This window comes from Nocardia sp. NPDC059691, assembly GCF_042733915.1.
GTDB classification, from domain to species: domain Bacteria; phylum Actinomycetota; class Actinomycetes; order Mycobacteriales; family Mycobacteriaceae; genus Nocardia; species Nocardia sichangensis.
On record NZ_JBHWFB010000025.1, the window covers coordinates 47,593 to 73,188 of the forward strand.

Here is a 25,596-nt window from a genome sequence, read left to right on the forward strand (position 1 = left end):
CCCCGGTCAGTCGGCTTGCCTGGCGACCGAGACGTTGTCGAGCACGCCGAGGGCGTCGGGCACCAGCACGGCCGCCGAGTAATAGCAGCTGATCAGGTAGGAGATGATCGACTGGTCGTCGATGCCCTTGAAGCGCACGTTGAGGCTCGGCTCGTATTCGTCCGGAATCCCGGTCTGGTGCAGACCGATCACGCCCTGGTCCTTCTCGCCGGTGCGCATGGCCAGGATCGAGGTGGTCTGGGTGTCGCTGATCGGGATCTTGCCGCACGGGAAGATCGGTACGCCTCGCCACGCCGGAACCCGGTGCCCGTCCACCTCGACCGGATCCGGGTAGAGCCCGCGCTTGGTGCATTCGCGTCCGAACGCGGCGATCGCCTTCGGATGGGCGAGAAACAATTTCGTGCTGCGGCGCATGCTGAGCAGTTCGTCGAAGTCGTCCGGGGTGGGCGCGCCGGTCTCGGTGTAGATGCGCTGCTTCAGATCGCAGTTGTGCAGCAGCCCGAAGTCGGGGTTGTTGACCAGGTCGTATTCGCGGCGTTCGTAGAGCGCTTCGATGGTCAGGCGCAGCTGCTGCTCGACCTGATTCATCGGGTCGTTGAACAGGTCGGCGACTCGGGTATGCACTCGCAGCACGCTCTGCGCCAGGCTGAGTTCGTATTGGCGTGGGGCGGCGTCGTAATCGACGAACGTGCCCTCCAACAGCGGCTCGCCCGCGTGGCCCGAGGCGATCGCGATGTCCGCCTCGCCTTTGTTGTTCTGCGGATGGGTGGGTGCGGAAGCCACGCGAGAAAGTTGCTCGCGCAATGCCGAAGTTCTGTCGATGAACTCTGTGAGCGATCGTCGCGGAAGGACCAACATGGTTGTTCGCGTGACCGTCTTGATGGTGACCGGCCAGATCGCCGAAGGCTCGGTCAATATCGTGTCGCCGAAGAAGTCGCCGCCGCCGAGGATGCCGAGCTTCGTCTGCTCGCCGTACTCACCCGACCCGATTTTGCTCAATTTGCCGTGCACGATCAGCAGAATTTGATCCATCGGATTGCCGAATTCCGCTACCACAATGCCCGGTTCGAGATCGCGCTGTTCGAAACGGTCCGCGAGGGCGCGCAGCACGTCCTCGTCGTCGAATCCGCGCAGCGCCGGAAGTTCTTGCAATTCCAGGGGAATGACGCGTGCGGTGGAGCCGTCGATGACGAATTCCACTTCGCCGTTGCCCACGGTGTGGGTGAGGCGGCGGTTCACTCGGTATACACCGCCGTTGACCTGCGTCCACGGCAGCGCGCGAGTGAGCCATCGCGAGCTGATGCCCTGCATCTGCGGTTCGGATTTGGTGGTGTGCGCGAGCAGGCCCGCCGTACTGGTGCTCAGGCTCCTGCGCACGTTGTTTTCCGTTTGGACTGGCATTTCAATGGTCATGCGTGTCCTCACCTCGAGACGGCCACCGAGACGTGGTGACGGGTTGTGGAGCAGGGGATTCGAGATCGTCGATAGTTCAGAGTCGCCGGGTGTTCACATCAAACAGCAGCGGGCGGACCCGCGGAGAGCTCATCGATCGAATTTGCCTACGCGCCAGGGCGTTCCAGACGTGATCGATGGTAGACGCCGAAAGCGGCTGTGCACAGAAAAATTTCGAAGATCGTTCCGACGCGCGCCGGATGGTCACGACACGCGGTCGATTCCGGTAACGGCGGGTTGCGTCCCGAGGTTTGGTCCGAATTGCGTTCTGGTAGCGGCAGATCAGCTATGTGAGCGTTCGACTGCCTCGTCACACAAGCGGTGCCCGGCGCTCTCTCGATGTGGGCGAATCAGGCGGCCGGAGTGGCCATCGCGGCTATGCCGTGGCATCCAACGGTCGCGAGCGATGTCCCTACCCGCTGTGCTGCCGGACGTAAGCCATGTCCGAGTCGGGGGCGTGGGTGCCGCCGGGATACGGTCGAGTAGGTGACCCCTCGATCGATGTGCGCCCGTATTCCGGCGCGGCGCGAAAACGGTGGCGGGCGCCCGGCCACACCGATGGCGCTGAACTATCCGGGTTGCCGGTGGCCGGGGCTGCCGCGATGGAATGTTTCCGCGTCGATACGTGACTGTCGGGGAGCCGACTGCGGCAACCTGGCATGTGACGTGTCACAGCGGACACATAATGGACAAGTGGTGTGGGAAGCTCGTCTGAACACGCCGCCGTGTGTGATGCGGGTCACGTTCTAGGGTAGGGCCAGGAGCGATGGTGAAGTTGAATGCGAAGGTTGTGGTGGGCTCGGTACAGCGGTTGATGGCGACCGCGCAGAACGGCCTGGAGGTCATCCGCTTCGGCGGGCTGACCCCTGACGTCGCGTCCTCGCCGTTCGAGGTCGTGGAACGCAGACGCATGTACCGGCTGCGGCATTACTTCCCCGACGATACGACGCCGGGACGCCCGGTGGCCGTGCTGGTCCCGCCGCTCATGGTGAACGCCGACATCTGGGATGTGAACGCAGAAGAGGGCGCCGTCGGGATCCTGCACCGCGGCGGCATCGACTGCTGGGTGGTGGACTTCGGCTCGCCCGCCAGCGAGGAGGGCGGCTGGCAGCGCGATCTCGCCGACCACGTGCTGGCCGTCAACAGCGCGATCGACACCGTCAACGAGGCCACCGGCAGCGGCGTGCACCTGATGGGCTACTCGCAGGGCGGCATGTTCGCCTACCAGACCGCCGCCTATCGGTACGGCAAGGGCGTGGACAGCATCGTCACCTTCGGCAGCCCGGTCGACATCGTCGCGGGCATGCCGTTCGGGCTGCCCTACGGCATGGTCTCCGACGTCGCGGACTTCCTGGCCGATCATGTGGTCACCCGGTTGCCGATCACCGACTCCATGGTGCGCATCGGCTTCCAGTTGCTCGATCCGGTGAAAACGGCCAAGTCGAGGATCGACTTCCTGCTTCAGCTGCACGACCGCGAGGCGTTGTTGCCGAAGGAGCGCCAGCGCCGATTCCTCAACAGCGAAGGCTGGGTCGGTTACGCGGGCCCGGCCGCGGCGGATCTGCTCAAGCAATTCGTCGCGCACAACCGGCTGATGCTCGGCGGTTTCGTGATCCGCGATCACCCGATCTCGCTGGCCGAGCTGAAATGCCCGATCCTGGCGTTCGTCGGCGAGGTCGACGACATCGGACAGCCCGCCGCGGTGCGCGGCATCGTGCGGGCCGCGCCGAACGCGGAGGTCTACGAGGCGACATTGGTCGCGGGCCACTTCGGCCTGGTGGCCGGAAGCATGGCCAGCAAACACACCTGGCCGCTGGTGCGGCAGTGGGTGGAATGGATGAACGGCGACAAGCCGCTGCCCCCTGAGATCGTGCCGATGACCGAGCACGTGCCGAGCAATCGCCCCCGCTCGGCGGCCACCCGGGTGGTGCACACCGCCGCGACGCTGGCCGAGGCGGGCACCGGCGTCGGCAAGGCCCTCGAAGGCATCGCCAACAGCACAGTGCGCGGATCGATCGAACTGGCGGGCGAGGCTGCGCGGGCTCTGCCCAGGCTGACCCGCCTCGGCATGATCCAGCCGCATACCCGGATATCGCTCGGCCGTTTGCTGACCGAGCAGACGCGCCGCGCGCCGCAGCGGGACCTCTTCCTGTTCGACGACCGCGTGCACACCAACGCGGCGGTCAACGAGCGCATCGACAACGTGGTGCGCGGCCTGATCTCGGTGGGCGTGCGCCCGGCCATGCGGGTCGGCGTGGTGATGGAGACCCGGCCCAGCGCGCTGGCCTCGGTCGCGGCGCTGTCGCGGCTGGGCGCGGTGGCGGTGCTGCTCGCCCCGCACAGCGACCTGCGCCGCGCGATCGAGCTCACCGGCGTCGAGACGCTGATCTCCGATCCGGAGAATCTGCGGCAGGCCGCCGCGACCGACGCCAGGGTGCTGGTGCTCGGCGGTGGTAGCACGCGCGAGCTGGCGCTGCCCACGACCGACCGCCTGATCGACCTCGAGCAGATCGACCCGGCGCGGGTGCGGGTGCCCGCCTGGTACCGGCCGGACCCCGGTCTGGCGCGCGAGCTGGCTTTCGTGCTCGTCACCGGCACCGGTGATCGGCTGGAGACGAAGTACATCACCAACCACCGCTGGGCGCTGTCGGCGTTCGGCACCGCGACCACGGCCGATCTGAATCGCAGGGACACGGTGTACTGCCTTGCGCCGCTGCATCATTCGTCCGGGCTGCTGGTCAGTCTCGGCGGGGCGATCGCGGGTGGTAGCCGGGTCTCGCTGGCCCGGTCGCTCGACCCGGCGCGCTTCGCCGAGGAGGTGCACCGCTACGGCGTCACCGTGGTGACCTACACCTGGACCATGCTGCGCGACATCCTCGACGCGGAGGTTTTCCCGGACGGCCACAGCCACCCGATCCGTTTGTTCATCGGCTCCGGAATGCCCGCCGGACTGTGGCGGCGCACAGTGGAGCAATTCGAACCCGCCCGCGTGCTCGAGTACTACGCCTCGATCGAGGGTGACGTGGTGCTGGCCAACGTGGCCGGGGTGAAACGCGGATGCAAGGGCAGGCCGGTTCCCGGCACCGCGAAGGTGGAACTGGTCGCCTACGACCCGCTCACCGAACGCATCCTGGTCGACGGATCCGGCTACGCCCGCCGTTGCGCGGACAACGAGGTGGGTCTGCTGATCGGCAAGGCGTCCGACGGCGTCGACATCTCCGCGGGCGGCTTGCGCGGGGTATTCACGGCGGGCGACTCCTGGATGCCGACGGAGAATCTGTTCCGCCGCGACAGCGACGGCGACTACTGGCTGATGGACCGCACGGACACGGTGATCCACACCCGGCGCGGGCCGGTCTTCGGTCAGCCGATCGTCGACGTGCTCAACGACATCACCGCCGTGGACATGGAAGTCACCTACGGACTCAATGTCGACGACCATTGCATCGCGGTGGCCGCGGTGAGCGTGCGCGAGGGTTTCCACCTTGACCCGAAGGATGTCACCGAGGCGTTGCGGGTGCTGGACCCGGACCAGCGGCCCGACCTGGTGTACGTGGTGGACGACATCCCGCGCAGCCCGTCGTTCCGTCCGTCCGCCCGCGCCGTGCAGGAGGCGGGCAGGCCGGAGCCGGGACCGGATACCTGGTGGTACAACCGGGCATCGGACGCCTACGAGATCCTCACCGACGACCAAGCGCGCGCGCTGCTCGGTGACTGACGCGATACATATTGCCGAAGAGCCGGATTCATCGACCGATGGCATAGTGAGTGCCTGTGGGAACGAGCCTCATTTACCGCAACGGGACCGTCTACGAGGTCCTGATGCGCGGGTTGTACGGCAAGCACTACACGGCTCGGTATCGCGCTATCGCGGAGCTCGTCCCGGAAGGGGCGAGCGTGGTCGATCTGTGCTGCGGACCCGCGACGCTCTACACCCGCTACTTGCGCCACAAGTCGGTCGACTACACCGGGCTCGATCTGAACGAGCGCTTCGTCGCGCGCGTGAACGAAGCGGGCGGGCGGGGCAAGGTGTGGAATTTGCATTCCGGCGACGCGCTGCCCACGGCCGATTACGTCATCATGCAGGCCAGCCTCTACCACTTCCTGCCCGAGCCGCGCCCGCTGCTCGATCGGATGCTCGCTGCGGCCACCGACCGGGTGATCGTCGCCGAACCGGTCCGCAACCTGGCCACCAGCGACAATCCGGTCCTCGCCACGATCGGCAAGCGGTTCACCGACGCGGGCGACGGCGAGCAGGCGCACCGCTTCACCGAGCGAACGCTGGACGAGTTCTTCACGGCGTACGGCCCGCGGGTGGCGCGGCAGTCCCTCATCGCGGGCGGGCGGGAGAAGCTCTACATACTCACCGCGTGAGCCGGCGTGCGGGCCGGTTCACACGGTGAACGCGGTGACCGCGTCCACGACGCGGGCCACCTGCGCGTCGGTGAGATCCGGCCAGAGCGGCAGACGCACGACGGTTCCGGAGAACTCCGCGCTGCGGGCGCAGGCCCGCGGCGTGCGGCCGAGCTTGAACCCGGCCGGGCTGGAATCCAACGGGATGTAGTGGAACGGTGCGGAGATACCCTGCGCCGCGAGGTGCGCGATCAGGTCGTCGCGGCGGCGCTCGTTCGGGGTCCGCAGGTAGTACAGATGCGCGGTGTGCCCGCGATCGGCGGGCACGGACATCAGACGGACGTCGTTGCGCTCGGCCCAATCCGGCAGGGCGGCGGCGTAGGCGTCCCACACCCGGTGGCGTCCGGCCTGGATGGTGTCGAACTCGTCCAACTGCGCGTCGAGCACGGCCGCGTTCAGCTCGCTGGGCAAGTAGCTGGAGCCGATGTCCTGCCAGGAGTACTTGTCCACCGCGCCGCGCAGGAACCGGGCCCGGTCGGTGCCCTTCTCCCGGATGATCTCGGCGCGCGCCATCAGGATCTCGTCGGTGAGCAGCAGCGCGCCGCCCTCACCGCAGTGCACGTTCTTGGTGTCGTGGAAGCTCAGCGTGCCCATCGTGCCGATGGTGCCGAGCTTCCGGTCACGCCAGGTGCCGCCGAGTCCGTGCGCGTTGTCCTCCACGACGGCGAAGCCGTGCGTGTTCGCCAGGTCGAGCAGTCCGGCCATGTCGGCGGCGACGCCACCGTAGTGGATGACCACCACGGCCTTCGTCCGCTCGGTGACCACGGCCGCCACCGACTCAGGGTCCAGGTTCCCGGTGGCCGGATCGATGTCGGCGAAGACGCACGTGGCGCCACGCAGCGCCATCGAGGTGGCGGTGGAGGTGAAGGCGAAGCTGGGCACGATCACTTCGTCGTCGGGCCCCAACTCCAGCAGCAGGCCCGCCATTTCCAGCGCGGATGTGCAGGAGGTGGTGAGCAGGGCGTGCGGAGCGCCCGTGATCGCCTTCAGCTTCGCGGTGGCCGACGCGGTGAACTGTCCGTCGCCGTGGCTGTGGTCGGAGGCCAGCACGGCCTCCAGATTCGCTAATTCCCGGCGCGCCCGGTACGGACGGCTGAAGATGACGCGGTCAGTGCTCAACCCGGTCGGTCCCCCTGCTGGCGGTGGTCGCGGTCATTTCCGAAGTGTCCGCCGGACGCGGTGTCGGCGTCTCGACGGTCAGATAGAGCGGTTTGCCCACCAGGATGTGTAGCGCCACGCCCAGGTACTCGGCGATGAGTCCGAGTGAGAACAGGATGGCGCCGGAGCACAGCAGCAGCACCACGATGGTGGATGCCCAGCCTTCCGGTGCCCAGCCGTCGGTGGTCAGCGCTTCGATCACGACGACCGCGGCCATCACGCCGCCGGCCAGCGCCAGGGTGACGCCGAGCAGGCTGACCAGCCGCAACCCGCGGGTCCCGCTGCACAGCACCATCTTCCAGAACAGCGAGAACAGGCGGCGGTAGTTGTAGCCGGACTCCTCCCTGCCCTCGGCGCGCAGCACCACCGGCGCCTGCGCGACGGCGCCGACCACCCAGGTCAGCGCGACGTCCAGGTAGACGCCGTTGGACGCGACCTCGGCCAGTTGCCTGCCGATGTCCCCGCGGATCAGCCGGTAGCTCTCGAACCGGGTGGAATCCGGGAACGCGAACAGCGTCGCGAGCACCAGCTTGGCTCCGCGCGAGGTCAGATTGCGCAGGAAGCCGTGCGGCCTGGTGTTGCTCGGCTTGGAGTAGACCAGATCGGCGCGCTGCGCCAGCGCCGTGTCCAGGAACGTGCTGATGAAGCGGGGATCGTGCTGGCCGTCCTCGTCCATGGTGACGATCCAGTCACCGGCCGCGGCCGACATCCCGGCGATCGTCGCGGCGTCCTGGCCGAAGTTGCGGCTGAGCCAGACGGTGCGCACGGTCGAATAGGTCCGTTGCAGTTCTTGCAGCACCACGTCGGAGCGGTCCGGGCCGTGGTCGTGCACCAGGATGATCTCGGAGACGACGAACGGGGTGCCGCCGGGAGTCTCGGTGGTGCGCGTGAGATCGTGCAGTTCGGCGACCAGACCGGCGATCGTGTCCTCGCCCCGGTACACCGGCACGACCACCGACACCGTGTGCGGCCGGTCCACGCCGGGCCGTGCCGAGTCACCGTTCGTCGCGGGGGCGCCGGAACGGAGTGTGCGGGCGGGTGGGATCGGCATCAGCTGGATCGACTTTCGATGACGGTGCGTGCCGGTACTCGTGGCAGAACTGCGGAGCCCGAACCGGTGTGGACTCTAGCACGGTGCGCCGGGTGGCCAGCGGAGCAGCTGATCATGCCCTCATCTTGGTGGCGTCCGCGACCGATGCCAAGCCGGGAGCCGCCCTGTAGGGTTTGGAACTCGTGACGGACAGTGCAGTGCTCGACTCGCCGCCGGACGCGTATTCGCGGCGAGATGTCTACCGGTGGGGGGTCATCACCGCGCTCGGAGTGGTCGCGGGTTACCTCGCTGTCCTGCTCGCCAACGCCCGGCATTTCTTCACCGACGACACCGAGTCCCAGTACACCTCGTTGTGGGTCGGCCTCGGCCGTGCGCTGCGCGCGGGCGATTTTCCGGTCATGGTGCCCGAGCACTGGATGGCGGGCAACAACACCATGGACGACGCGGGCCTGTTCAACCCGCCACAGCTGCTGATCGATCTGATCGCGCCCTCGGTGGACAACGTCGCGCTGTACGCCACCGTCGTGAAGCTGATCTTCTCGATCATCGCCGCCCTCGGCGTTTACCGCGTCTGCCTCGTCTACGGCGGGCGGCCCGCCTGGTCGGCGGTGGCGGGTATCGCGCTGCCGCTGTCGGGCTTCTTCCTGTTCTTCGACGAAGCCAGCTGGATGACCGCGCTCACCGGCACAGCGTGGATGGTGCACGCCTGGGCGGCCTCGGTCCGCTACACGCGCGGTCGAGGCGGGCCCGTTCCGGTTTTCGTCTACCTGTACCTGACCATCTCGACGCAGTACATCTTCCCCGCGGTCGAAGCGGTGCTGATGCTGCTGGCCGTGGCCGTGGGCGAGCTCGTGTACCAGCGCAAGTGGCAGCCGGTGCTGCGGCTGACGCTGGCGGCGGGCTGCGCCGGGCTCGCGGGCCTGCTGACCTTCCTGCCGAGCATGTTGTCGGCCAAGGTGACCTGGCGCGGCACCGCGCAGATCAACAACGACCAGTTCCTGACGGTGCCGTGGTCGGAGTCGCTGAACGCCAGCCTGCCCAGTTCGATGCCCGCCTTCACGTCGTGGTGGGGTTACGTGCAGCCGCTGCCGGTCACCTACATCGCCTGGTTCCTGATCCCCGCCCTGGCGTTCGTCGACTGGCGGCGAGCCAAGGAGGCGTGGCGGGAGCTCAGCGCGATCGCGATCTTCGCGATCATGATGCTGATGTGGACCGCGGGCCCCGGTTCCGTCGGGCCGCTGCGCTGGCCCGCACGCGTGCTGCCGATGCTGGCCATCGGGCTGCTCGTCCTGGTGTGCGTGCTGCTGGGGCGTTTCGGGACGTTCCGCGATCCGAAGAACCGCGGCATCGCGGCGGGCGTGCTGATCCTGCTGCTCTGGGTGCGCTCCTTCTCCGCCGACCCGCACGACGCCATCTGGCACGTCATCGCGGCCCTGGCGCTGGCGGCGCTGGTGGCGGCGGTGGTGTGGCTCGGGCGCGCCAAGGGCACCGCGGCGGCGTGCGCCCTGACCATCGTCGCGATGTTCCCGATCGCCTATTTCCAGGTCGATGCCGCGCAACCCACGCCGATGTCGTGGAATCTGCCGACGAAGCGTTCGGAGGCGATGGCCGCGTTCCCGGACTTCGCGGGCAACACCATCCAGCTGGGCGACCGCGGACTGCTGCAGCCGCAGGACAAGAGCATCGAGGCGGCCTACGGCTCGCTCGTCTTCGGTAACTACGCCCGCGGACTCGAGTTGAACTACGTCAACGGGTACACCCCCAGCGGCCATTTCTACTTCGGTGAGCTGCTGTGCATGCGCTGGGACGGCAGTGTCTGCCCGGACGCCTACCGGCGTATGTTCGCGCCGGAGCCGACCACCGGGCGGCCGTTGGTCGATCTGATGAACCTGGACCGCGTGGTGGTGCAGCGGGCGCTGTTCCCGGACGCGCCCGGCCAGCCCGCACCCGAGGGCTGGACGTGGGTCGAGTATCCCGGGCACGAGCGCTACATCGCGGTGCTGGAACGCGTCGGCGGACCGATCTCGACGACGAACGGCCGCGTGACGGCGACCCAGAAGGCGACCGCGACGTCGATCTCCGAGACCGACACCACCAGCCGGGTGCGCGTGTCCTCGGCCGAAGGCGGCCGGGTCGTGTTCGCTCGGCTGGGCTGGCCGGGGTACCGAGTCACGTTGAACGGCAAGTCGCTTCCGATCACGACGGTCGCCAAGTCCTTCATCGCCGTCGATGTTCCCGCGGGCACCCAGGACGCCGAACTGGTGCTGACCTGGCGTCCGCCCGGCTGGAAGATCGGCATCGCCGCCGCGGTGGCGGGTGTGCTCGGCATCGGCGTCCTGCAGTGGCTGTACGTCCGGTCCCGGCGCCGCGAGGAGCCGGAGGAGAGCGCCGCCGCCGAGCCCGCCGAACCGGATCGCGAGTTGGCGGACGTCGTTTCGTGACGGCGAACCCGCCTCCGGTCGCCGTGGGCGCCGACGCGGTGGGCGACGGGCCCGCGGCTGGACTCCTGGTGCGGGTGGTCCGGCGGCAGGAGGTCGCCTTCGCGCTGGTCGGCGCGTGTAACACCCTGCTCGGGATCGCGCTGACCGTGGTGTGGCTGGCGGTGCTGGGTGACGCGTGGCCGCCCGCCGTGGCGGTCGTGCTGGCCTACGCCGTCGGCATCGTCGTCGCTTTCGTCCTGCACCGGACGCTCGTGTTCCGGGTGCGCGGCCGGGTGCTGCGCGACTTCGCGGGCTTCGTCGTGGTGAATTCCGGTGGGCTGCTGATGAACACGGTGCTGCTGTCGCTGGCGGTCTCGGTGCTGCACCTGCCGCGGATTCCGTCGGCCGTCGTGGTGATGGGCCTGGTCGCCGTCGTCAGTTTCTTCGGCCATCGATACATTTCGTTCCGCCGCAAGCCGGAGGCGCGGACCGAGAACGCCAGCGGATGACGCGTCACCGAATGGCATCCCGGTACTGGCTTGCCGGAGCGGCACCGCGGTGACGGTAGGGTCTGGAACTCGTGGCCGAACGTAGCACCTTTCCTTCGCGCGAAGTCTGCACATGGGGCGTCATCACGGCGCTCGGGGTCATCGCGGGATACGGTGCGGTGCTACTCGCCAACGTCCGGCATTTCTATACCGACGACACCGAATCGCAGTACGCGCCGCTGTGGGTGATGCTCGGCCGGTACCTGCGCGAGGGACGATTGCCCGGCATGATCCCCGAGCACTGGATGGCGGGCAACTACACCATCGAAGAGGCCGGGCTGCTCAATCCGCCGCAACTGCTGATCGATCTGATCGCGCCCTCGGTCGACAACCTCGCGCTGTACGCCACCGTGGTGAAGCTGATCTTCGCGATCATCCTGGCGCTCGGTGTGTACCGGATCTGCCTGGCCTACGGAGCGAAGGCGCCGTGGGCGGCGGTCGCGGGGGCCGCCATTCCGTTCACCGGATGGCTGCTGTTCTTCGACGAGTCCAGTTGGATGACCGCGTTCACCGGCACCGCCTGGATGGCGCACGCCTGGGCCTCCGGCGTGCGCTACGCCCGCGGGCGCAGCGGGCCGATTCCCACCTTCGTCTTCTTGTATCTCGCCATCTCGGTGCAGTACATCTTCCCGGCGGTCGAGGCCGGGCTGATGGTGGTCGCGGTCGCGATCGGCGAACTCGTGTACCAGAAGGCGTGGCGTCCGTCGGTGCGTCTGCTCACCGTCGCCGGCGGTGCGGCGCTGGCCGGACTGGCCACCTACCTGCCGAGCATGCTGTCGGCGAAGGTGACCTGGCGCGGCACCGCGCAGATCAACAACGACCAGTTCCTCACGGTGCCGTGGTCGGAGTCGCTGAACGCCAGCCTGCCCAGCACGCTGCCCGCGTTCAGTTCCTGGTGGGGCTACGTGCAGCCGATGCCGGTGGTCTACATCGCGTGGTTCCTGATTCCCGCGCTGGCGTTCGTCGACTGGCGCAAGGCGCTCGGCGCGGCGCGTGAGCTCGTCGCGCCCGGACTGTTCGCGGTGATGGCGCTGATGTGGACGGCCGGTCCCGGCGCGGTCGGACCGTTGCGCTGGCCCGCGCGGGTGTTGCCGATGATCGCGCTCGGCCTGCTGGTGCTGGTGTGCGTGCTGCTCGGCCGTTTCGCGACCGTGCGGGACTGGCGGCGGCGTGGCATAGCGGCCGCGGTGCTGATCGGCCTGCTGTGGGTGCGCACTTTCTCGGCCGCGCCGCACGAGGTGATCCGGCACGTCGTCGCGGCGTTCGGGGTGGCCGCGCTCGGCGCCGTCGCGGTATGGCTCGGGCGCAGCCGGGGCGTGGCCGCGGCGTGCGCGCTGATCGTCGTTTCGGTCTTCCCCATCGCGTACCTCCAGGTGCGGGACGCGCAACCGACGCCGATGGGCTGGAATCTGCCGGAGAACCGCTCGGAGATGAAAGCCGCGTTCCCCGACTTCCCCGGCACCACATTGCAACTCGGCGACCGCATGCTCATCCCGCCGCAGGAACGGAATCTGCCCGGCGCGTACGGATCGCTGGTATTCGGCAACTACGCCAAAGACCTCGAGCTGACCTACGTCAGCGGATACACCCCCAACGGGCACTACTGGTTCGGCGAGACGTTGTGCATGCGCTGGGACACCAGCGTCTGTCCCGATGCCTACCGGCGCGCGTTCGCGACCGAGCCGACCACCGGCCGGACCATCGTCGACCTGATGAAAGTCGACCGGGTGGTACTGCATCGCGCTCTGTACCCGGACGCGCGCGACCAGCCCGCGCCGCCCGGCTGGCGCTGGGTCGACTACCCCGGGCACGAGAAGTACATCTCGGTGCTGGAGCGCACCGACGGCTCGATCTCGGCGCGGGACGGCCGGATCGCCGCCACCCAGGGCGTGACTGCCACCTCGGTCGGGGAGTCGGACACGACCAGCCGGGTGCGGGTGAGTTCCACGGAGGGCGGCCGAATCGTCTTCGCGCGGCTCGGCTGGCCCGGTTACCGGGTGACGCTCGACGGTCGCGAGACACCCTCCACGTTGGTGGCGAAAACCTTTGTCGCCGTGGATCTTCCGGCTGGCAGCTCCGGTGACCTGGTCGTGTCGTGGCAGCCGCCGGGGTGGCGGATCGGCGTCGCCGCCGCACTGCTCGGCCTGCTCATCGTCGGCCTGTCGCAGTGGGCGTATCTGCGCGGCAGGCGGCGGCTCGACGAAGGTTCCGGTGCCGAGCCGTCCCCGCTCGACGCGGCCGTGACGCCGGAAACCCACCTGGCCGACGCCGCCCGATGAGCGCGGATGCGGCGGACGACGTCGGCGCGCCTGCATCGGACGCGCGGCGCTTCGATGCCGCGGGTGCCACGGCCGAGACGGGTTCCGGGGCCAAGAGCGCGGACCCGGGTCCGCTGCTGCGCCTGGTGCGTCGGCAAGAGATCGCGTTCGCCATCGTCGGCATGGTGAACACGGGCCTCGGCATGGCGCTGACGGTGCTGTGGCTGGCGGTACTCGGCGACCGGGCGCCCGCCGCGCTCGCGCCCGCCCTGGCCTACTCGATCAGCGTGTTCGTGGCGTTCGTCCTGCACCGGACCCTGGTGTTCCGGGTGCGCGGGCGCACGGTGCGGGATTTCGTCGCGTTCGTCGCGGTGAACTCCGGCGGACTGGTGCTGAACATGGTGCTGCTCCAATTGGGCGTCTCGGTGCTGCACCTGCCGAGCATTCCGTCGGCGATCGCGGTGATGGCGCTGGTGGCGGGCGCCAGCTTCTTCGGTCATCGCCACATCTCGTTCCGCCGGACGCCCGCCCCCGATGCGGACGGTTCTCGTTCCGGCACGGCCGGAAGGTAGGTTCCTGATATGCCTGAGCACACCACCCTGGACGCCACACTGCTGAGCCTGCTGGCCTGCCCGCAGGACAAGGGCCCGCTGCGGCTGGTCCGCGCCGCCGACGACAGCGCGTTGCTCTACAACCCGCGCCTGCGCCGGGCATACCCGATCGAGAACGGCATCCCGGTGCTGCTCGTCGACGAAGCCAGGGACGTCACCGACGCCGAGCACGAAGCGTTCACCGCTCCGGGCGACGCCTGACCCTCCGCGCGGCCGTCCCCTTTCTCTCACGACTCGCCCACTGCGCGGCAACGGATGCGTCACGGTCGTTTTGCGTCCATTGACCGTTCGAAGCCGGCTCCGCCATGATCATTTGCACTTCGAGACGGTCATCTCGCTCCAGCACAGGGGCGTTGCGACCGACCTGATCAGCGCACAGGTGGCGTATGAGAGAGAGGTCGGGAACGTCATGAGCGATTCGCGTTTACGTAATTGGACGGCTCGATGCGCGATGGCCTGCGCAGTCGCGGCGGCGGGATTCGCCATGGCGACGCCCGCGCAGGCCGAGCCACTGTGGCCGGGTGGCCCGGACATCCCAGGTTTGCCCGCGCTCATCCCACCTCCGCCGCCCCCGCCGGCCGTGGCGCCGTGTTCCACCGCGGCCCGTGCGTGCATGCGGCTGTCCACCAATGAGGCGTGGCTGATGGACGACGGCAAGGTGGTCTACGGCCCGACGCCGATTTCGCACGGCATGCCGGGATACGAGACGCCGCCCGGCGTCTTCCACGTCTCGTTCAAGAAGGAGTTCCACTGGAGCACCATGCACAACGCTCCGATGGAATACGCGACCTTCTTCAACGGCGACATCGCCTTCCATGTCGGTCCGATCGAGAAGAAGTCGCACGGCTGCGTCCGGATGACCTACGAGGGTGCCAAGGCGTTCTACGAGTACCTGTGGCCCGGTGACGTCGTCGAAGTCGTGGAGTGACGGCCCCGGCGTCCCCTCGTCGCGGTCACCGGGACACCGGTTCCTGGCCGATGTCACCGGTCAGATAGCGCTGCAGCGTCGGGCCCACCGCGGCGACCAGGTCGGCGGCGGACATCGAGGCCAGCGGTTCCACTCCGATGACCTTGCGGCCGACCAGCACGCCGATCATCTGCGAGGCGACCAGGCTGATCCGGGCGCGGCCGTCGTCCTGCGGGGTGGCGATCCGCCTGCGGACGCGTTCCAGCACGACCTCCAAGAGGAACGCCCTGGCCAGGGACGGATCGTGACTGCCGGCCAGGACACTGCGCACCATCGCGACCACGCCGGGACCCGCGGGCGAATCCCACACGGCGACCACCGTGCGAAGAATGGTCTCGCCCAACCGGTCCAGCGGTGCGGCCTCGATGACGCGCAAGGTCGCCTCGGGATCCACCGGCAACTCCACCACCGCGGCGAAGAGCTGTTGCTTGGTGCCGAAGTAGTGATGCACCAGAGCGGGATCGACCCCGGCGTCGGTGGCGACCGCGCGCACGGAGGTCTTGTCGAAGCCGATATCCGCGAACCGGGCGCGAGCGGCCGCGAGGATGGCCTCGCGGGCGCCCGATTGCCCGGGTCGGCGGCCGGTGCGAGCGGGACGCTCGGCGCCGTTGCCTGCCGTCACGCGGTCCGCCGTCGTAGCGTGGCCGCGCCGAGGCACAGGGCGACGATCGCGAACCCGCCGACGATGGCCAGATCGCGCCACATCTGGCCGGTGACCTCCGGATGCGTCGACACCTGTTGCAGCGCGTCGACCGCGTAGCTCAACGGCATCACGTTGCTGATCACCTCCAGCCAATCGGGCAGCTGGCCGCGGGGAACGAGCAAGCCGCACAAGAAGATCTGCGGGGCGACCACGACCGGCATGAACTGTACGGCCTGGAATTCGGTGCGGGCGAACGCGCTCGCCAGCAGACCCAGCGCCACCCCGCACACCGCGTCGACGACGGCGATCAGCACCACCCACGCGGGGCTGCCCGCCGAGCCCAGTCCGAGCAAACCGAACGAGACCAAGCAGGCGACGATCGCCTGCGCGGCGGCGGCCAGCGAGAACGCGGTGCCGTATCCGGCGAGCAGGTCGAGTTTCGTCAGCGGCGTCGAAAGCAGTCGCTCCAACGTGCCCGAGGTGCGTTCCCGCTGCATGGCGATCGCGGTGATCAGGAACATCACGATGAACGGCAGGATGCCGAGCATGCTGATGCCGACCCGGTCGAACAGCGGCACCGGATTCAGCGGGTTGGTCGGAGTGTCCTTGTAGATGAAATACAGCAGCGCCATCAGCAGGGCGGGGACCACCAGGATCATGGCGACGGTGCGGTGGTCGTTGCGCAGCTGCCGCAGGATGCGGCCGGTGGTCGCGGCGTAGGGGCGCAGCGTCGGCGTCCGCCTCGGCGCGGCTTCCGAGATGGCGGTCATGCGTTCTGTCCCATCGTGATAAGGGTGAGGAAGGCGGTTTCCAAGTTCTGCTCGCCGGTCTGCGCGCGCAGTTCGTCGGGGCTGAGCTGGGCCAGCAACTGCCCGTCGCGCATCAGCAGCAGCCGGTCGCAGTGCTCGGCCTCGTCCATGACATGGCTGGAGACCAGCAGCGTCGTCCCGTTCGCGGCCAGTTCGTGGAACTGCTTCCACAACTCGACGCGCAGCACGGGATCCAGGCCGACGGTCGGTTCGTCCAACACCAGCAGTTCGGGCTGGGCGACCAGCGCGCACGCGAGCGACGCTCGTGTCAGCTGGCCGCCCGAGAGTTCGTCGCCGCGTTGCTGGGCGTGATCGGCCAGGCCCACCGCCGTGATCGCGTCGTCCACGTCGGCGCGATCACGGCCGTAGAGCGCGGCGAAGTACGCGACGTTCTCCCGGACGCTGATGTCGTTGTAGATGCTGGGCGCCTGCGTGACATACCCGATCAGATGGCGAAGCGTCGGGGAGCCCGCCGGGTGGCCGAGCGCGGTGACCTCACCCGATTCGATGATCTGGGTGCCGACGATGCTGCGCATCAGCGTCGTCTTGCCACATCCGGACGGACCGAGCAGTCCGGTGATCGAGCCGCGCGGGATGGTCAGCGAGACGTCGTGCAGGACTTCACGGCCGCCGCGGTGGACCCGCAGATCTCGTACCTCGACGGCGGGGGAGGGGCTGGCTTGCGACACGGTCGCCTCAATTCATCGAGTGTTGAATTCACTGTACGATGAATTTAGCGCGCTCGCGCTCGACCGGCAAGAGTGCTTTTTTCCGGAATCAGTGGCTGTGCCGCACCGGCGGTGTTCCCGCCGCCTGGCCCGGATTCACGACCACGAACTGGCCCATCATTCCGAGGTCCTCGTGCCAGAGCAGATGGCAGTGGTACATGTAGGGCGCGTCGGGATCGGCCGGGCCGTCGAAGCGCATCGCCAGCCGGACCGTGCTGTTCGGCGGCAGGAAGACGGTGTCCTTCGGGCCGGTCAGTGCCGCGGGCGGCGGCTCGTCGTCCACCGCGAGCACGCGGAATCGCACGTCGTGGATGTGGAAGTTGTGCGGCATGCCGTCGTTGTTGCGCACCACCCAGGTCTCCGCCGTGCCGCGCGTGACCGCGAAATCGATGCGGTCCATGGCCATCGGCCTGCCGTTGATCCCGGCCAGGTTCAGGTCGAAATGCCGTTCCAGCACCGAATCACCGCCGTCCGGTGTGGTCGGAGACGCCAGGACCGCGGGGAGTTCCGGCGCGGGCCGCAACGTGCTTGCCGCGCGTAGTTCGAGGATGTCGAAAGTGTCGTCGCCGCCGGAGAACCGCTGGGTCCAGAAATCCAGCCCGGCGTCGAGTTCGCCGCCGCGCAGCACGGTGCGCTCGCCCGGCCGCATCCGGACCACGATCTCGGCCCGCTCGCCCGGTGACAGCCGAAGCCGGTCCACGGTGCTCGGTCTTTCGATCAGCCCGCTGTCGGTCGCGACGAGCGAGAACGGCCGCCCGTCGGCGAAGACGAAGGTGTAGATCCGCGCGGTCGAGGCGTTGAGCAGACGCAACCGGACGAGTTCGTCGCCGACGTCGCGGTACGGCGCGAGCGTGCCGTTGACCATCGTCCGATCGCCGAGAAACCCCACGTCGCGGAACATCGCGTGCGCGGAGTCGAACGCCGCGCCGTCGAACCGCACATCCTGGACGATCAACGGCAGATCGTTCACCCCGTAGTCGGAGGGGAGGGGCAAGGTGGTGGACACCTCGTCGTCGAGCAGGAACATACCCGCCAATCCGCGGCGCACGTGCGCTTCGGTCGCCCCGTGCGGATGGGGGTGATACCAGAGCGTCGCGGCCGGTTGATCGATGGTCCACCGCGGCGTCCACGCCGCGCCGGGAGCCACCATCTGGTGCGGCCCGCCATCCATTGCCGCGGGCAGATGCATGCCGTGCCAGTGCACGGTGGAGGCCTCCGGCAACGTGTTGCGCACGGTGACGGCCACGTTCTCCCCGCGCCGCGCCCGCAGCGTCGGCCCGAGGTAGTCGCCGTTGAATCCCCACGTCTCCGTAGCCCGGCCGGGCTGGAATTCCCTTCGCCCGGCGCGCATGTCGAGTTCGAACGTGCGCGTCCCGTCGGCGCCCACCCGCGACGGCGCCAGCGGAGGAATGGCGAGTTCGTTCCGGAATTCCGTCTTCCCGACCGTGGACACGTCCGCTCGGGCGTAGACCCAGGCGACGCCACCGACCACGAGGACCGGCAACGCCGCGACGCAGACGAGAACGATGAGCAACCACCGCCGCTTGCGCGGCCGGAAATCCGAAGGCATGGACCGACGGTAGAAATGGCAAGTGCCCCAACGCATCCGGGAGCATCCCTATTTCCACCCCGGTCCACCCCTGATGCCCGCGTCCGGGCTTTCCGGGTGCGGGATCACGCACCGATCGGAAGCGGCTGGCGTACTGTGACCCAGAACACAGCCCGGGGTGTCACGTCCGGGTCCGGTCATTTGTCCCATGGTCGTCACCATCCGCCATTCCTGCCCCGGTGACCCGACCATTGGAGCACTGCCATGAACACCGAACATCGCATCGTCGTCCTCGGCGGCGGCTACACCGGCATGCTCGCCGCCGTGCGGCTGGCCCGGCGCACCCGAGCGCTCGACGTCCGGATCACGCTGGTCAACCCCTCGGCCCGATTCACCGAGCGTCTGCGCATGCATCAGGTGGCCGCCGGTCAGCAACTCGCGGACCACAGGATTCCCGCGCTGCTGGAAGGCACCGGGGTCGCCTTCGTCCAGGGCTGGGCCACGGCCATCGATCCGGTGAACCAAGAGGTGACCGTCGACGAGACGACTCGTCTTCCCTACGACGAATTGATCTACGCCCTGGGCAGCACCGCGGACACGACCATCGTGCCCGGCGCCGCAGACCATGCGTGGACCCTCGACAACCCCGCCACCGCACACCGGTTCGCCGAGCGCCTCACCGAGGTCGCGGCGCGCGGCGGCGCCGTCGCGGTCTGCGGCGGCGGCCTCACCGGCATCGAGGCGGCGGCCGAGATCGCCGAGAGTCATCCCGGCGCGCGCGTCACCCTGATCAGCACCGGCGAGCTCGGGGCCATGATGGGGACGAACGCCCGCGCGTACCTGCATCGTGCGCTCGATCGCCTCGGCGTCACCCGCGAGACCGGCCGGGCCGTGGTGAAGGTGCTGCCCGACGCCGTCGAACTGGCCGGCGGCGAGTTGGTGCCCACCGACCTGACGCTGTGGACGGCGGGTGTTCGCGTGTCACCGCTGGCCGCGCGGGCGGGCATCGAGACCGACGCGCACGGGCTGATCGTGGTCGACCCGACCCTGAGGTCGGTGTCGCATCCGGCCGTCCACGCCATCGGCGACGCCGCCGCGGTCCGTCAAGCGTGGGGGCAGATCCACGGCACCTGCCAGAGTGGGATGCCTACCGCCGCCTACACCGCCGACGTCATCGCGCGGCAACTGCGCGGCAAGCGCGTGCGGCCGTTCCGCTTCGGGTATTTCCACCAGCCGGTCAGCCTCGGCCGCAAGGACGCGGTCATCCAGTTCACCAAAGCCGACGACCGCCCGCGCCGCGGCTACCTGGCCGGACGCGCCGCGGTCATCTACAAGGAGACCGTCAGCAGCAGCCCGATACCGACCTTCGCGCTGAGCAAGCGGATGACGGTGTCGGTCGCGCTGTCGAAAGGTGGCCGAGCCACCAGGAGAATTCAGCCATGACCGACCGGACAACCGAGCAGGACCCGTTTCTCGAACACCGACGTCTGCTGTTCGCCACCGCGTACCGGATGCTGGGGACCGTCACCGATACGGAGGACGTCCTCCAAGACGCCTGGCTGAAGTGGAACGACACCGATCGGTCGACGGTGCGGCAACCCAAGTCCTACCTCGTGCGCACGGTCACCAACCTGTCGCTCAACCGGCTCACCTCGGCCAAGGCCACCCGCGAGAACTACGTGGGCCCCTGGCTGCCCGAGCCGTTGCTCACCGCACCGAACATCGCCGAGGAGACCGACTTGGCCGACACCGTCTCCACGGCGATGCTGGTGGTTCTCGAAACGCTCAGTCCCGTCGAACGCGCGGTCTTCCTGCTGCGCGAGGTCTTCGGCTACACGCACGCCGAGATCGCCGAGACCCTGGACCGGCCGGAACCCGCGATCCGGCAGATCGCGCACCGCGCCAAGCAGCACGTGCAATCCCGCAGGCCGCGGTTCGACACCGACAAGGCGCAGCGCGACCATGTCACCGCCCGATTCATGGCCGCCTGCTCCGGCGGCGATCTCAACGCGCTGATGGATCTGCTCGCCCCGGACGTCACGTCGTGGTCGGACGGCGGCGGCGTGGTCACCGCGGCGCGCCGACCGTTGTACGGACCCGATCACGTGGCCCGCTGGATCCTCGGCGTGCTGGCCAAGCCGGTCGTCGCGGGCTTCGTATTCGAATCCGCCTGCATCAACGGTGAACTCGGCGCGCTCGTATTCATCGGCGGCTCCCCGGTGGCCGCGTTCACCTACGACATCGTCGACGGACGAATCCAGAACCTCCGGTTCCAGGTCAACCCGTACAAGCTGAAGGGCCTTTCCATGGGCACCGACGCGCTCGGGTGATCTTCCGCCGTTCTAGGCTCCAGCCGTGACCAACCAGAGTGCCCTGTCCGCCGACGGCGGACAGGTACGGGCCTCGACGCTCGAGCTGTTCTTCGATCTCGTCTTCGTTCTCACCATCACCCAGCTGTCGCACGTCTACACACACCATCCAGGCTGGCAGGCACTCGCGCAGGTGGCGCTGCTGTTCGGGGTGATCTGGTGGATGTATTCCGGTTACGTGTGGCTCACCAACGAGGTCGCGCCGAACAGTTCCGCCCGGCGGACCTGGCTGCTGGTCGGCATGTTCGCCTTCTTCGTCCTCGCTCTGGCCATCCCGGACGCGTTCCACGGCACCGGCATCGCCTTCGGATTCGGATACGTCCTGGTCACCGCCGTGCATACCGCGCTGTTCGCCTCGGCGGGCGGCACGTCGGCGACCACCGCGATCCGCCGGATCGCCCCGCTCAACGCCCTGGCCGCCGCCCTCGTGCTGGCGGGTGGGTTCGTGCACGACTGGGTGCAGTACGCCTGCTGGATACTGGCGTTCGCGGTGCAGGTGATCAGCCCCTATCTGGTCGACACGGGCGACTTCGTGGTCCGAGCCAGTCATTTCTGCGAGCGGCACGGGCTGGTCGTGATCGTCGCGATCGGCGAATCCCTCGTCGCCATCGGCGCGGGGCTGGCCGGAGAGCGGATCACGCCGGAGTTGATCGCCACCGTCGGGCTCGGCCTCTGCCTGGCCTACGTCCTGTGGTGGGCGTACTTCGGCGTCGACGACGAGCGCGGCGAGCACGCGCTGGCCGCGGTGCCGGACCGGGAACGGTCCCGGCCGGCCGTACTGGCCTACGGCTACGCCCTGTACCCACTGCTGATCGGCGTCATCGTGGCCGCGGCGGGTATCCAGATGAGCATCGCCCGGGGCGGTGTGGCGAGCCCGGTCGCCGTGGCCGCCGCGCTCTCCGGCGGCGTCGCGCTGTACTTCCTCGGTCAGTTCTTCTTCCGCCTGGCACTGCGGTTGCCGCGTCCCTGGGCGCGCCTGCTCGCGGCGCTCGCGGTGGCGGCCACCACCCCGATCGGCGTCTACTGGGTCTCCTGGGCGCAACTTGCCGCGATCGTGATCGTGGCGTACGCCGCCGTGATCGCCGACGACTTGCTCACACTGCGGTCCGGCGAGCACAGCGCGTATATCTGAACGCGCACACTGTCTGCTCCGGTCGACCGGGGCAACGATTTCCGCTGGTCGCCGCGGGTCGGGTCGGTCTGTACGGATCGGCGCTCACGCCACATGGCACGCCGTCATGTCCTCGTCGCGATCGTTCGCGCCGAGGCGGTACCCGTGCCGAGCGGCTGCGCTGCCCCGCCTCCGTGGTCGCCGTCGAGGACAATGGCGGCTGTGTGTGCCCAATCTGTCGAGGAACTTGCCGTCGAACCTCCCGCCGCCGCCCGCCGTCTGCTCGGGGCTACCTTGTGGTCGGGCCCGGTCGGTGTCCGGATCGTCGAAGTCGAGGCCTACGGGGGAGACCCGGCCGGGCCGTGGCCGGATCCGGCATCGCATTCCGGTCGCGGCCGGACCAAGCGCAACGGCGTCATGTTCGGCCCCGCCGGTGTGCTGTACGTGTACCTCAGCTACGGCATGCACACCTGCATCAACGTGACGAGCGGACCGGACGGCATCGCCAGCGCCGCGCTCATCCGCTCCGGCGAGGTCGTCGCGGGACTGGAGACGGCGCGCGCGCGACGTCCCGGCGCCCGATCCGATCTCGACTTGGCCCGTGGCCCGGGCAATCTCGGCGGTGCGCTGGGAATCACTCTGAGCGACTACGGAACTCCGCTGCTCGATCCGTCGTCGCCGATCCGGCTGGAACTGGACAGCCCCGTCGACGCCGCCGAGATCGCGAGTGGCCCACGGGTTGGCGTCAGCAGCGCGGCGGATGTGCCGTGGCGTTTCTGGCTTCCGGGTTCGCGGGCGGTGTCGGTGTACCGGCGCAGTCCGCGCGCTCCCTTGTCCGCCGCGCAGTCGGTCTGACGGCTCGTCGAGACTTTTCGCCGCGGCGCGATGAGTTTTCGCGAAGGTTCCCGTCCTGTCAGGTGAACGCGCCACCAACCCAGCGCCACCGACCCGAAGGACAGAACCATGACCGCCATCGCCACCACCGGTACCGTCGCCGTAGCCCGCCCCGGCAAGGCGCTCAACCGCACCCTGTGGACCCTGCAGATCCTGCTCGGCCTGTTCCTGATCATCGCCTCGGGCCTGCCGAAACTGGTGGGTCAGTCCGACGCGGTGCGGATCTTCCACGAGATCGGGTTCGGCGACTGGTTCCGGTACCTCACCGGCCTGGTCGAGGTCGCGGGCGGCGCGGGTCTGCTCGTGCCGCGGCTGAGTGGCCTGGCCGCCTCCGGCCTTTCGGTCACCATGGTGCTGGCGGCCGCCACCCAGGCATTCCTCTTGGGCGCTCCCGCGCTGGCTCCGTTCCCGCTGGTGCTGGCCGTCGTGTTCGCCTGGATCGCCTACCAGCGCCGGGACAGCATCGCCGCGGTCCGGGAAATGCTGCCGCGCTGAGTGCACGCGTAGTGGACGGTCGGTGGACTCCGGTCCACCGACCGTCGATGCGCATGACGGGGTAATACGTCGCGGTGGACGCCTGGGGCGCTCTGGGTCGGTGCGCTCACCAGGTGCTCGCTACCGCCGGGCTCGTCGTCGAACGACCATCTCGACCGCGAGCCTCGGCCATCCACCACGAACTCTCGCGAGTGCGGCGAGCGCCGCGAAGCGATCCGATGCGGCACGGAACCTCGCACCTGTGCTCGTTCAGCGAACGCGGCGAGACCGGACGACGATCCGTCTCCGCGAACGGGTCGGGCGGACACCTCGACCGCTCGCATGTAAATCATTCGACCGACACCGCCGCGCGCCCGAGACCGAGGTGCACACGTGGCCCCGAACCTCGTGCGGAAAGATAGGACATCGTGAGCGGCGACATCATCGACGAACTGACCTGGCGCGGTCTGATCGCGCAGTCCACCGACCTGGATGCCTTGCGTGCGGCGGCGGCCGCCGGGCCGCTGACCCTCTACGCCGGCTTCGATCCCACCGCGGCCAGCCTGCACGCGGGCCATCTGGTGCCGTTGCTCGCGCTGAAGCGTTTCCAGCGCGCCGGACATCGACCCATCGTGCTGGCCGGTGGCGCCACCGGGTTGATCGGTGACCCGCGCGACGTCGGCGAGCGGACCATGAACTCCACCGACACCGTCGCGAGCTGGGCCGAGCGGATCCGCTCCCAGCTCGAGCGTTTCGTCGACCTGGACGACTCCCCGACCGGAGCGGTCATCGCCGACAACATGGACTGGACCGGGCCGCTGTCCGCCGTCGACTTCCTGCGCGATATCGGCAAGCACTTCTCGGTGAACGTCATGCTGGCGCGCGACACCGTCAAGCGACGACTGGACGGCGAGGGCATCTCCTACACCGAGTTCAGCTACATGCTCCTGCAGGCCAACGACTACCTGCAGCTGCGCCGCAACTACGGCTGCACGCTGCAGGTCGGCGGCTCCGACCAGTGGGGCAACATCATCGCGGGCGTCGAACTCAACCGCCGGGTCGACGGCGCGGCCGTGCACGCTTTGACCGTTCCGCTGGTGACCTCGGCGGACGGCAAGAAGTTCGGCAAGTCCACCGGCGGCGGCAGCCTGTGGCTCGATCCCGAGATGACCAGCCCATACGCCTGGTACCAGTACTTCGTGAACACGGCGGACGCCGACGTGGTGCGCTACCTGCGCTGGTTCACCTTCTTGTCCCGCGAGGAACTCGACGAACTCGAGCGTGCGACCGCCGAGCGCCCGCACGCCAGGGAGGCGCAGCGCAGGCTGGCCGCCGAGATGACCACCCTGGTCCATGGCGAGGCCCACACCCATGCGGTGCAACTGGCCAGCCAGGCGCTGTTCGGCCGAGGTGAACTGCGTGAACTCGACGAGGCGACGCTCGGCGCGGCCCTGCGCGAAGCCGCCGTCGACGGTGAGGTCGCGCAGATCAAGGCGGGTGAATCGAACACCATTGTGGATCTGCTCGTCGCGACCGGCCTGTGCGAGAGCCGCGGCGCCGCCAGGCGTGCGGTGAACGAGGGTGGCGCCGCCGTGAACAACGCGAAGATCTCCGACATCGAATGGACGCCTGCCGAGGCCGACTACCTGCACGGACGCTGGCTCGTGCTGCGGCGCGGCAAGAAGAACCTGGCGGGGGTTCTTCGGGCAGGGGCATGACGGTCGCGGTGGCTTGAATCACATGGGTGTGATTCAAGCCGCCGATCACTCCGATCGCGCACCTTTGACCTGCGGAAACGCCAAGTTGTTCAGGCGATTTGACGTAGCGTTATCCGCCGCGTAACTTAGTCCAAGTCAGAGCGACACGGACTCCGACCCGGAGCCGAGCGAGGCGGAAACGCCGAGCGGGACCGGGAAACGAGGTAGTACGAGGAGCGCCTGTCAGCCCAGTATGACGCAGATCGTCCGATGGTCTTGACTTCGGTTGGTTGCTTGGTTAGGCTGGGAAAGTTGCCTCACAGAAGGTCCGGTCGAGACTGGCCCGGATGTGTGTGCGTGTGTTCTTTGAGAACTCAATAGTGTGTCGATGAATGTCAGTGCCAATTATTTTTTGGTTCCGGCCTTTTCACTCCCCGTGTGGAG

At 68.4% G+C, this 25,596-nt stretch carries 21 protein-coding genes; 14 read left to right on the top strand and 7 right to left on the bottom strand.

Annotation, left to right across the window (positions count from 1 at the left end):
* Window positions 1-6: 6 nt before the first annotated feature.
* The gene (locus tag ACFV2O_RS35930; protein ID WP_355080802.1) at window positions 7-1,413 is read right to left on the bottom strand and encodes a family 2B encapsulin nanocompartment shell protein; all 1,407 of its coding nucleotides are present in this window, start codon (window positions 1,411-1,413) and stop codon (window positions 7-9) included.
* Between the two features lie 805 nt (window positions 1,414-2,218).
* On the opposite strand from ACFV2O_RS35930, the gene ACFV2O_RS35935 reads away from it, so the two are divergent.
* Both ACFV2O_RS35935 and ACFV2O_RS35940 read left to right on the top strand, forming a co-directional pair.
* Window positions 2,219-5,170, top strand: coding sequence for an acyl-CoA synthetase (locus ACFV2O_RS35935; RefSeq protein ID WP_379256183.1), 2,952 nt, complete (start codon window positions 2,219-2,221; stop codon window positions 5,168-5,170).
* A 56-nt stretch (window positions 5,171-5,226) separates the two neighbouring features.
* Window positions 5,227-5,826: a class I SAM-dependent methyltransferase gene (locus ACFV2O_RS35940; protein WP_355080806.1), complete on the top strand. Its 600-nt coding sequence runs from the start codon at window positions 5,227-5,229 to the stop codon at window positions 5,824-5,826.
* Window positions 5,827-5,844: 18 nt separating this feature from the next.
* Here the strand turns inward: ACFV2O_RS35940 and rffA are convergent, their stop codons facing one another.
* Both rffA and ACFV2O_RS35950 read right to left on the bottom strand, forming a co-directional pair.
* Window positions 5,845-6,984 carry a dTDP-4-amino-4,6-dideoxygalactose transaminase gene (gene rffA / locus ACFV2O_RS35945; protein WP_379256185.1) on the bottom strand — a complete coding sequence of 380 codons (1,140 nt, stop codon included), beginning with the start codon at window positions 6,982-6,984 and terminating at the stop codon, window positions 5,845-5,847.
* On the bottom strand, window positions 6,974-8,074 hold the full coding sequence (locus ACFV2O_RS35950) for a glycosyltransferase family 2 protein (protein WP_379256187.1): 1,101 nt from the start codon (window positions 8,072-8,074) through the stop codon (window positions 6,974-6,976). The genes rffA and ACFV2O_RS35950 overlap by 11 nt, the downstream gene beginning before the upstream one ends.
* 269 nt (window positions 8,075-8,343) lie before the next feature.
* On the opposite strand from ACFV2O_RS35950, the gene ACFV2O_RS35955 reads away from it, so the two are divergent.
* The 6 genes from ACFV2O_RS35955 to ACFV2O_RS35980 all read left to right on the top strand — a co-directional run bounded on the left by ACFV2O_RS35955 (window position 8,344) and on the right by ACFV2O_RS35980 (window position 14,839).
* Window positions 8,344-10,515, top strand: coding sequence for a hypothetical protein (locus tag ACFV2O_RS35955; RefSeq protein WP_379256209.1), 2,172 nt, complete (start codon window positions 8,344-8,346; stop codon window positions 10,513-10,515).
* Window positions 10,512-11,003 (top strand): GtrA family protein, encoded by a 492-nt coding sequence (locus tag ACFV2O_RS35960; RefSeq protein ID WP_379256189.1) that lies wholly within the window; start codon window positions 10,512-10,514, stop codon window positions 11,001-11,003. Before ACFV2O_RS35955 ends, ACFV2O_RS35960 begins: the two co-directional genes overlap by 4 nt.
* A 71-nt stretch (window positions 11,004-11,074) precedes the next feature.
* Window positions 11,075-13,321, top strand: a complete 2,247-nt coding sequence (locus ACFV2O_RS35965) for a hypothetical protein (RefSeq protein ID WP_379256191.1) — start codon at window positions 11,075-11,077, stop codon at window positions 13,319-13,321.
* Window positions 13,318-13,872 carry a GtrA family protein gene (locus tag ACFV2O_RS35970; RefSeq protein ID WP_379256193.1) on the top strand — a complete coding sequence of 185 codons (555 nt, stop codon included), beginning with the start codon at window positions 13,318-13,320 and terminating at the stop codon, window positions 13,870-13,872. Before ACFV2O_RS35965 ends, ACFV2O_RS35970 begins: the two co-directional genes overlap by 4 nt.
* Before the next feature lie 9 nt (window positions 13,873-13,881).
* Complete coding sequence (locus tag ACFV2O_RS35975) at window positions 13,882-14,112, top strand: Trm112 family protein (protein WP_379256194.1); 231 nt, start codon at window positions 13,882-13,884, stop codon at window positions 14,110-14,112.
* Window positions 14,113-14,320: 208 nt separating this feature from the next.
* Window positions 14,321-14,839, top strand: a complete 519-nt coding sequence (locus ACFV2O_RS35980; protein ID WP_355080817.1) for a L,D-transpeptidase — start codon at window positions 14,321-14,323, stop codon at window positions 14,837-14,839.
* 25 nt (window positions 14,840-14,864) lie between these two features.
* On the opposite strand, the gene ACFV2O_RS35985 is transcribed toward ACFV2O_RS35980, so the two are convergent.
* The 4 genes from ACFV2O_RS35985 to ACFV2O_RS36000 all read right to left on the bottom strand — a co-directional run bounded on the left by ACFV2O_RS35985 (window position 14,865) and on the right by ACFV2O_RS36000 (window position 18,628).
* The gene (locus ACFV2O_RS35985; protein WP_355080819.1) at window positions 14,865-15,500 is read right to left on the bottom strand and encodes a TetR family transcriptional regulator; all 636 of its coding nucleotides are present in this window, start codon (window positions 15,498-15,500) and stop codon (window positions 14,865-14,867) included.
* Entirely contained in the window at window positions 15,497-16,291 is a 795-nt protein-coding gene (locus ACFV2O_RS35990; protein ID WP_379256197.1) for an ABC transporter permease, read from the bottom strand. Before ACFV2O_RS35990 ends, ACFV2O_RS35985 begins: the two co-directional genes overlap by 4 nt.
* A complete protein-coding gene (locus ACFV2O_RS35995) occupies window positions 16,288-17,019 on the bottom strand; it encodes an ABC transporter ATP-binding protein (RefSeq protein ID WP_364430198.1) in 732 nt (243 codons plus the stop codon). Before ACFV2O_RS35995 ends, ACFV2O_RS35990 begins: the two co-directional genes overlap by 4 nt.
* Before the next feature lie 88 nt (window positions 17,020-17,107).
* Window positions 17,108-18,628: a multicopper oxidase family protein gene (locus ACFV2O_RS36000; protein WP_379256199.1), complete on the bottom strand. Its 1,521-nt coding sequence runs from the start codon at window positions 18,626-18,628 to the stop codon at window positions 17,108-17,110.
* 243 nt (window positions 18,629-18,871) lie between these two features.
* Between ACFV2O_RS36000 and ACFV2O_RS36005 the strand changes: the two genes are divergently transcribed.
* The 6 genes from ACFV2O_RS36005 (at window position 18,872) to tyrS (ending at window position 25,173) form a co-directional block, all read left to right on the top strand.
* Window positions 18,872-20,050 carry an FAD-dependent oxidoreductase gene (locus ACFV2O_RS36005; protein ID WP_356969058.1) on the top strand — a complete coding sequence of 393 codons (1,179 nt, stop codon included), beginning with the start codon at window positions 18,872-18,874 and terminating at the stop codon, window positions 20,048-20,050.
* On the top strand, window positions 20,047-20,937 hold the full coding sequence (locus tag ACFV2O_RS36010; RefSeq protein WP_356969060.1) for an RNA polymerase sigma-70 factor: 891 nt from the start codon (window positions 20,047-20,049) through the stop codon (window positions 20,935-20,937). Before ACFV2O_RS36005 ends, ACFV2O_RS36010 begins: the two co-directional genes overlap by 4 nt.
* Window positions 20,938-20,962: 25 nt before the next feature.
* Window positions 20,963-22,108 (top strand): low temperature requirement protein A, encoded by a 1,146-nt coding sequence (locus ACFV2O_RS36015; RefSeq protein WP_379256201.1) that lies wholly within the window; start codon window positions 20,963-20,965, stop codon window positions 22,106-22,108.
* A gap of 192 nt (window positions 22,109-22,300) precedes the next feature.
* Entirely contained in the window at window positions 22,301-22,942 is a 642-nt protein-coding gene (locus ACFV2O_RS36020; RefSeq protein ID WP_355080831.1) for a DNA-3-methyladenine glycosylase, read from the top strand.
* Between the two features lie 108 nt (window positions 22,943-23,050).
* On the top strand, window positions 23,051-23,476 hold the full coding sequence (locus tag ACFV2O_RS36025) for a DoxX family protein (RefSeq protein WP_379256203.1): 426 nt from the start codon (window positions 23,051-23,053) through the stop codon (window positions 23,474-23,476).
* Between the two features lie 407 nt (window positions 23,477-23,883).
* Entirely contained in the window at window positions 23,884-25,173 is a 1,290-nt protein-coding gene (gene tyrS / locus ACFV2O_RS36030; RefSeq protein ID WP_379256205.1) for a tyrosine--tRNA ligase, read from the top strand.
* The last annotated feature ends 423 nt before the right edge of the window (window positions 25,174-25,596 follow it).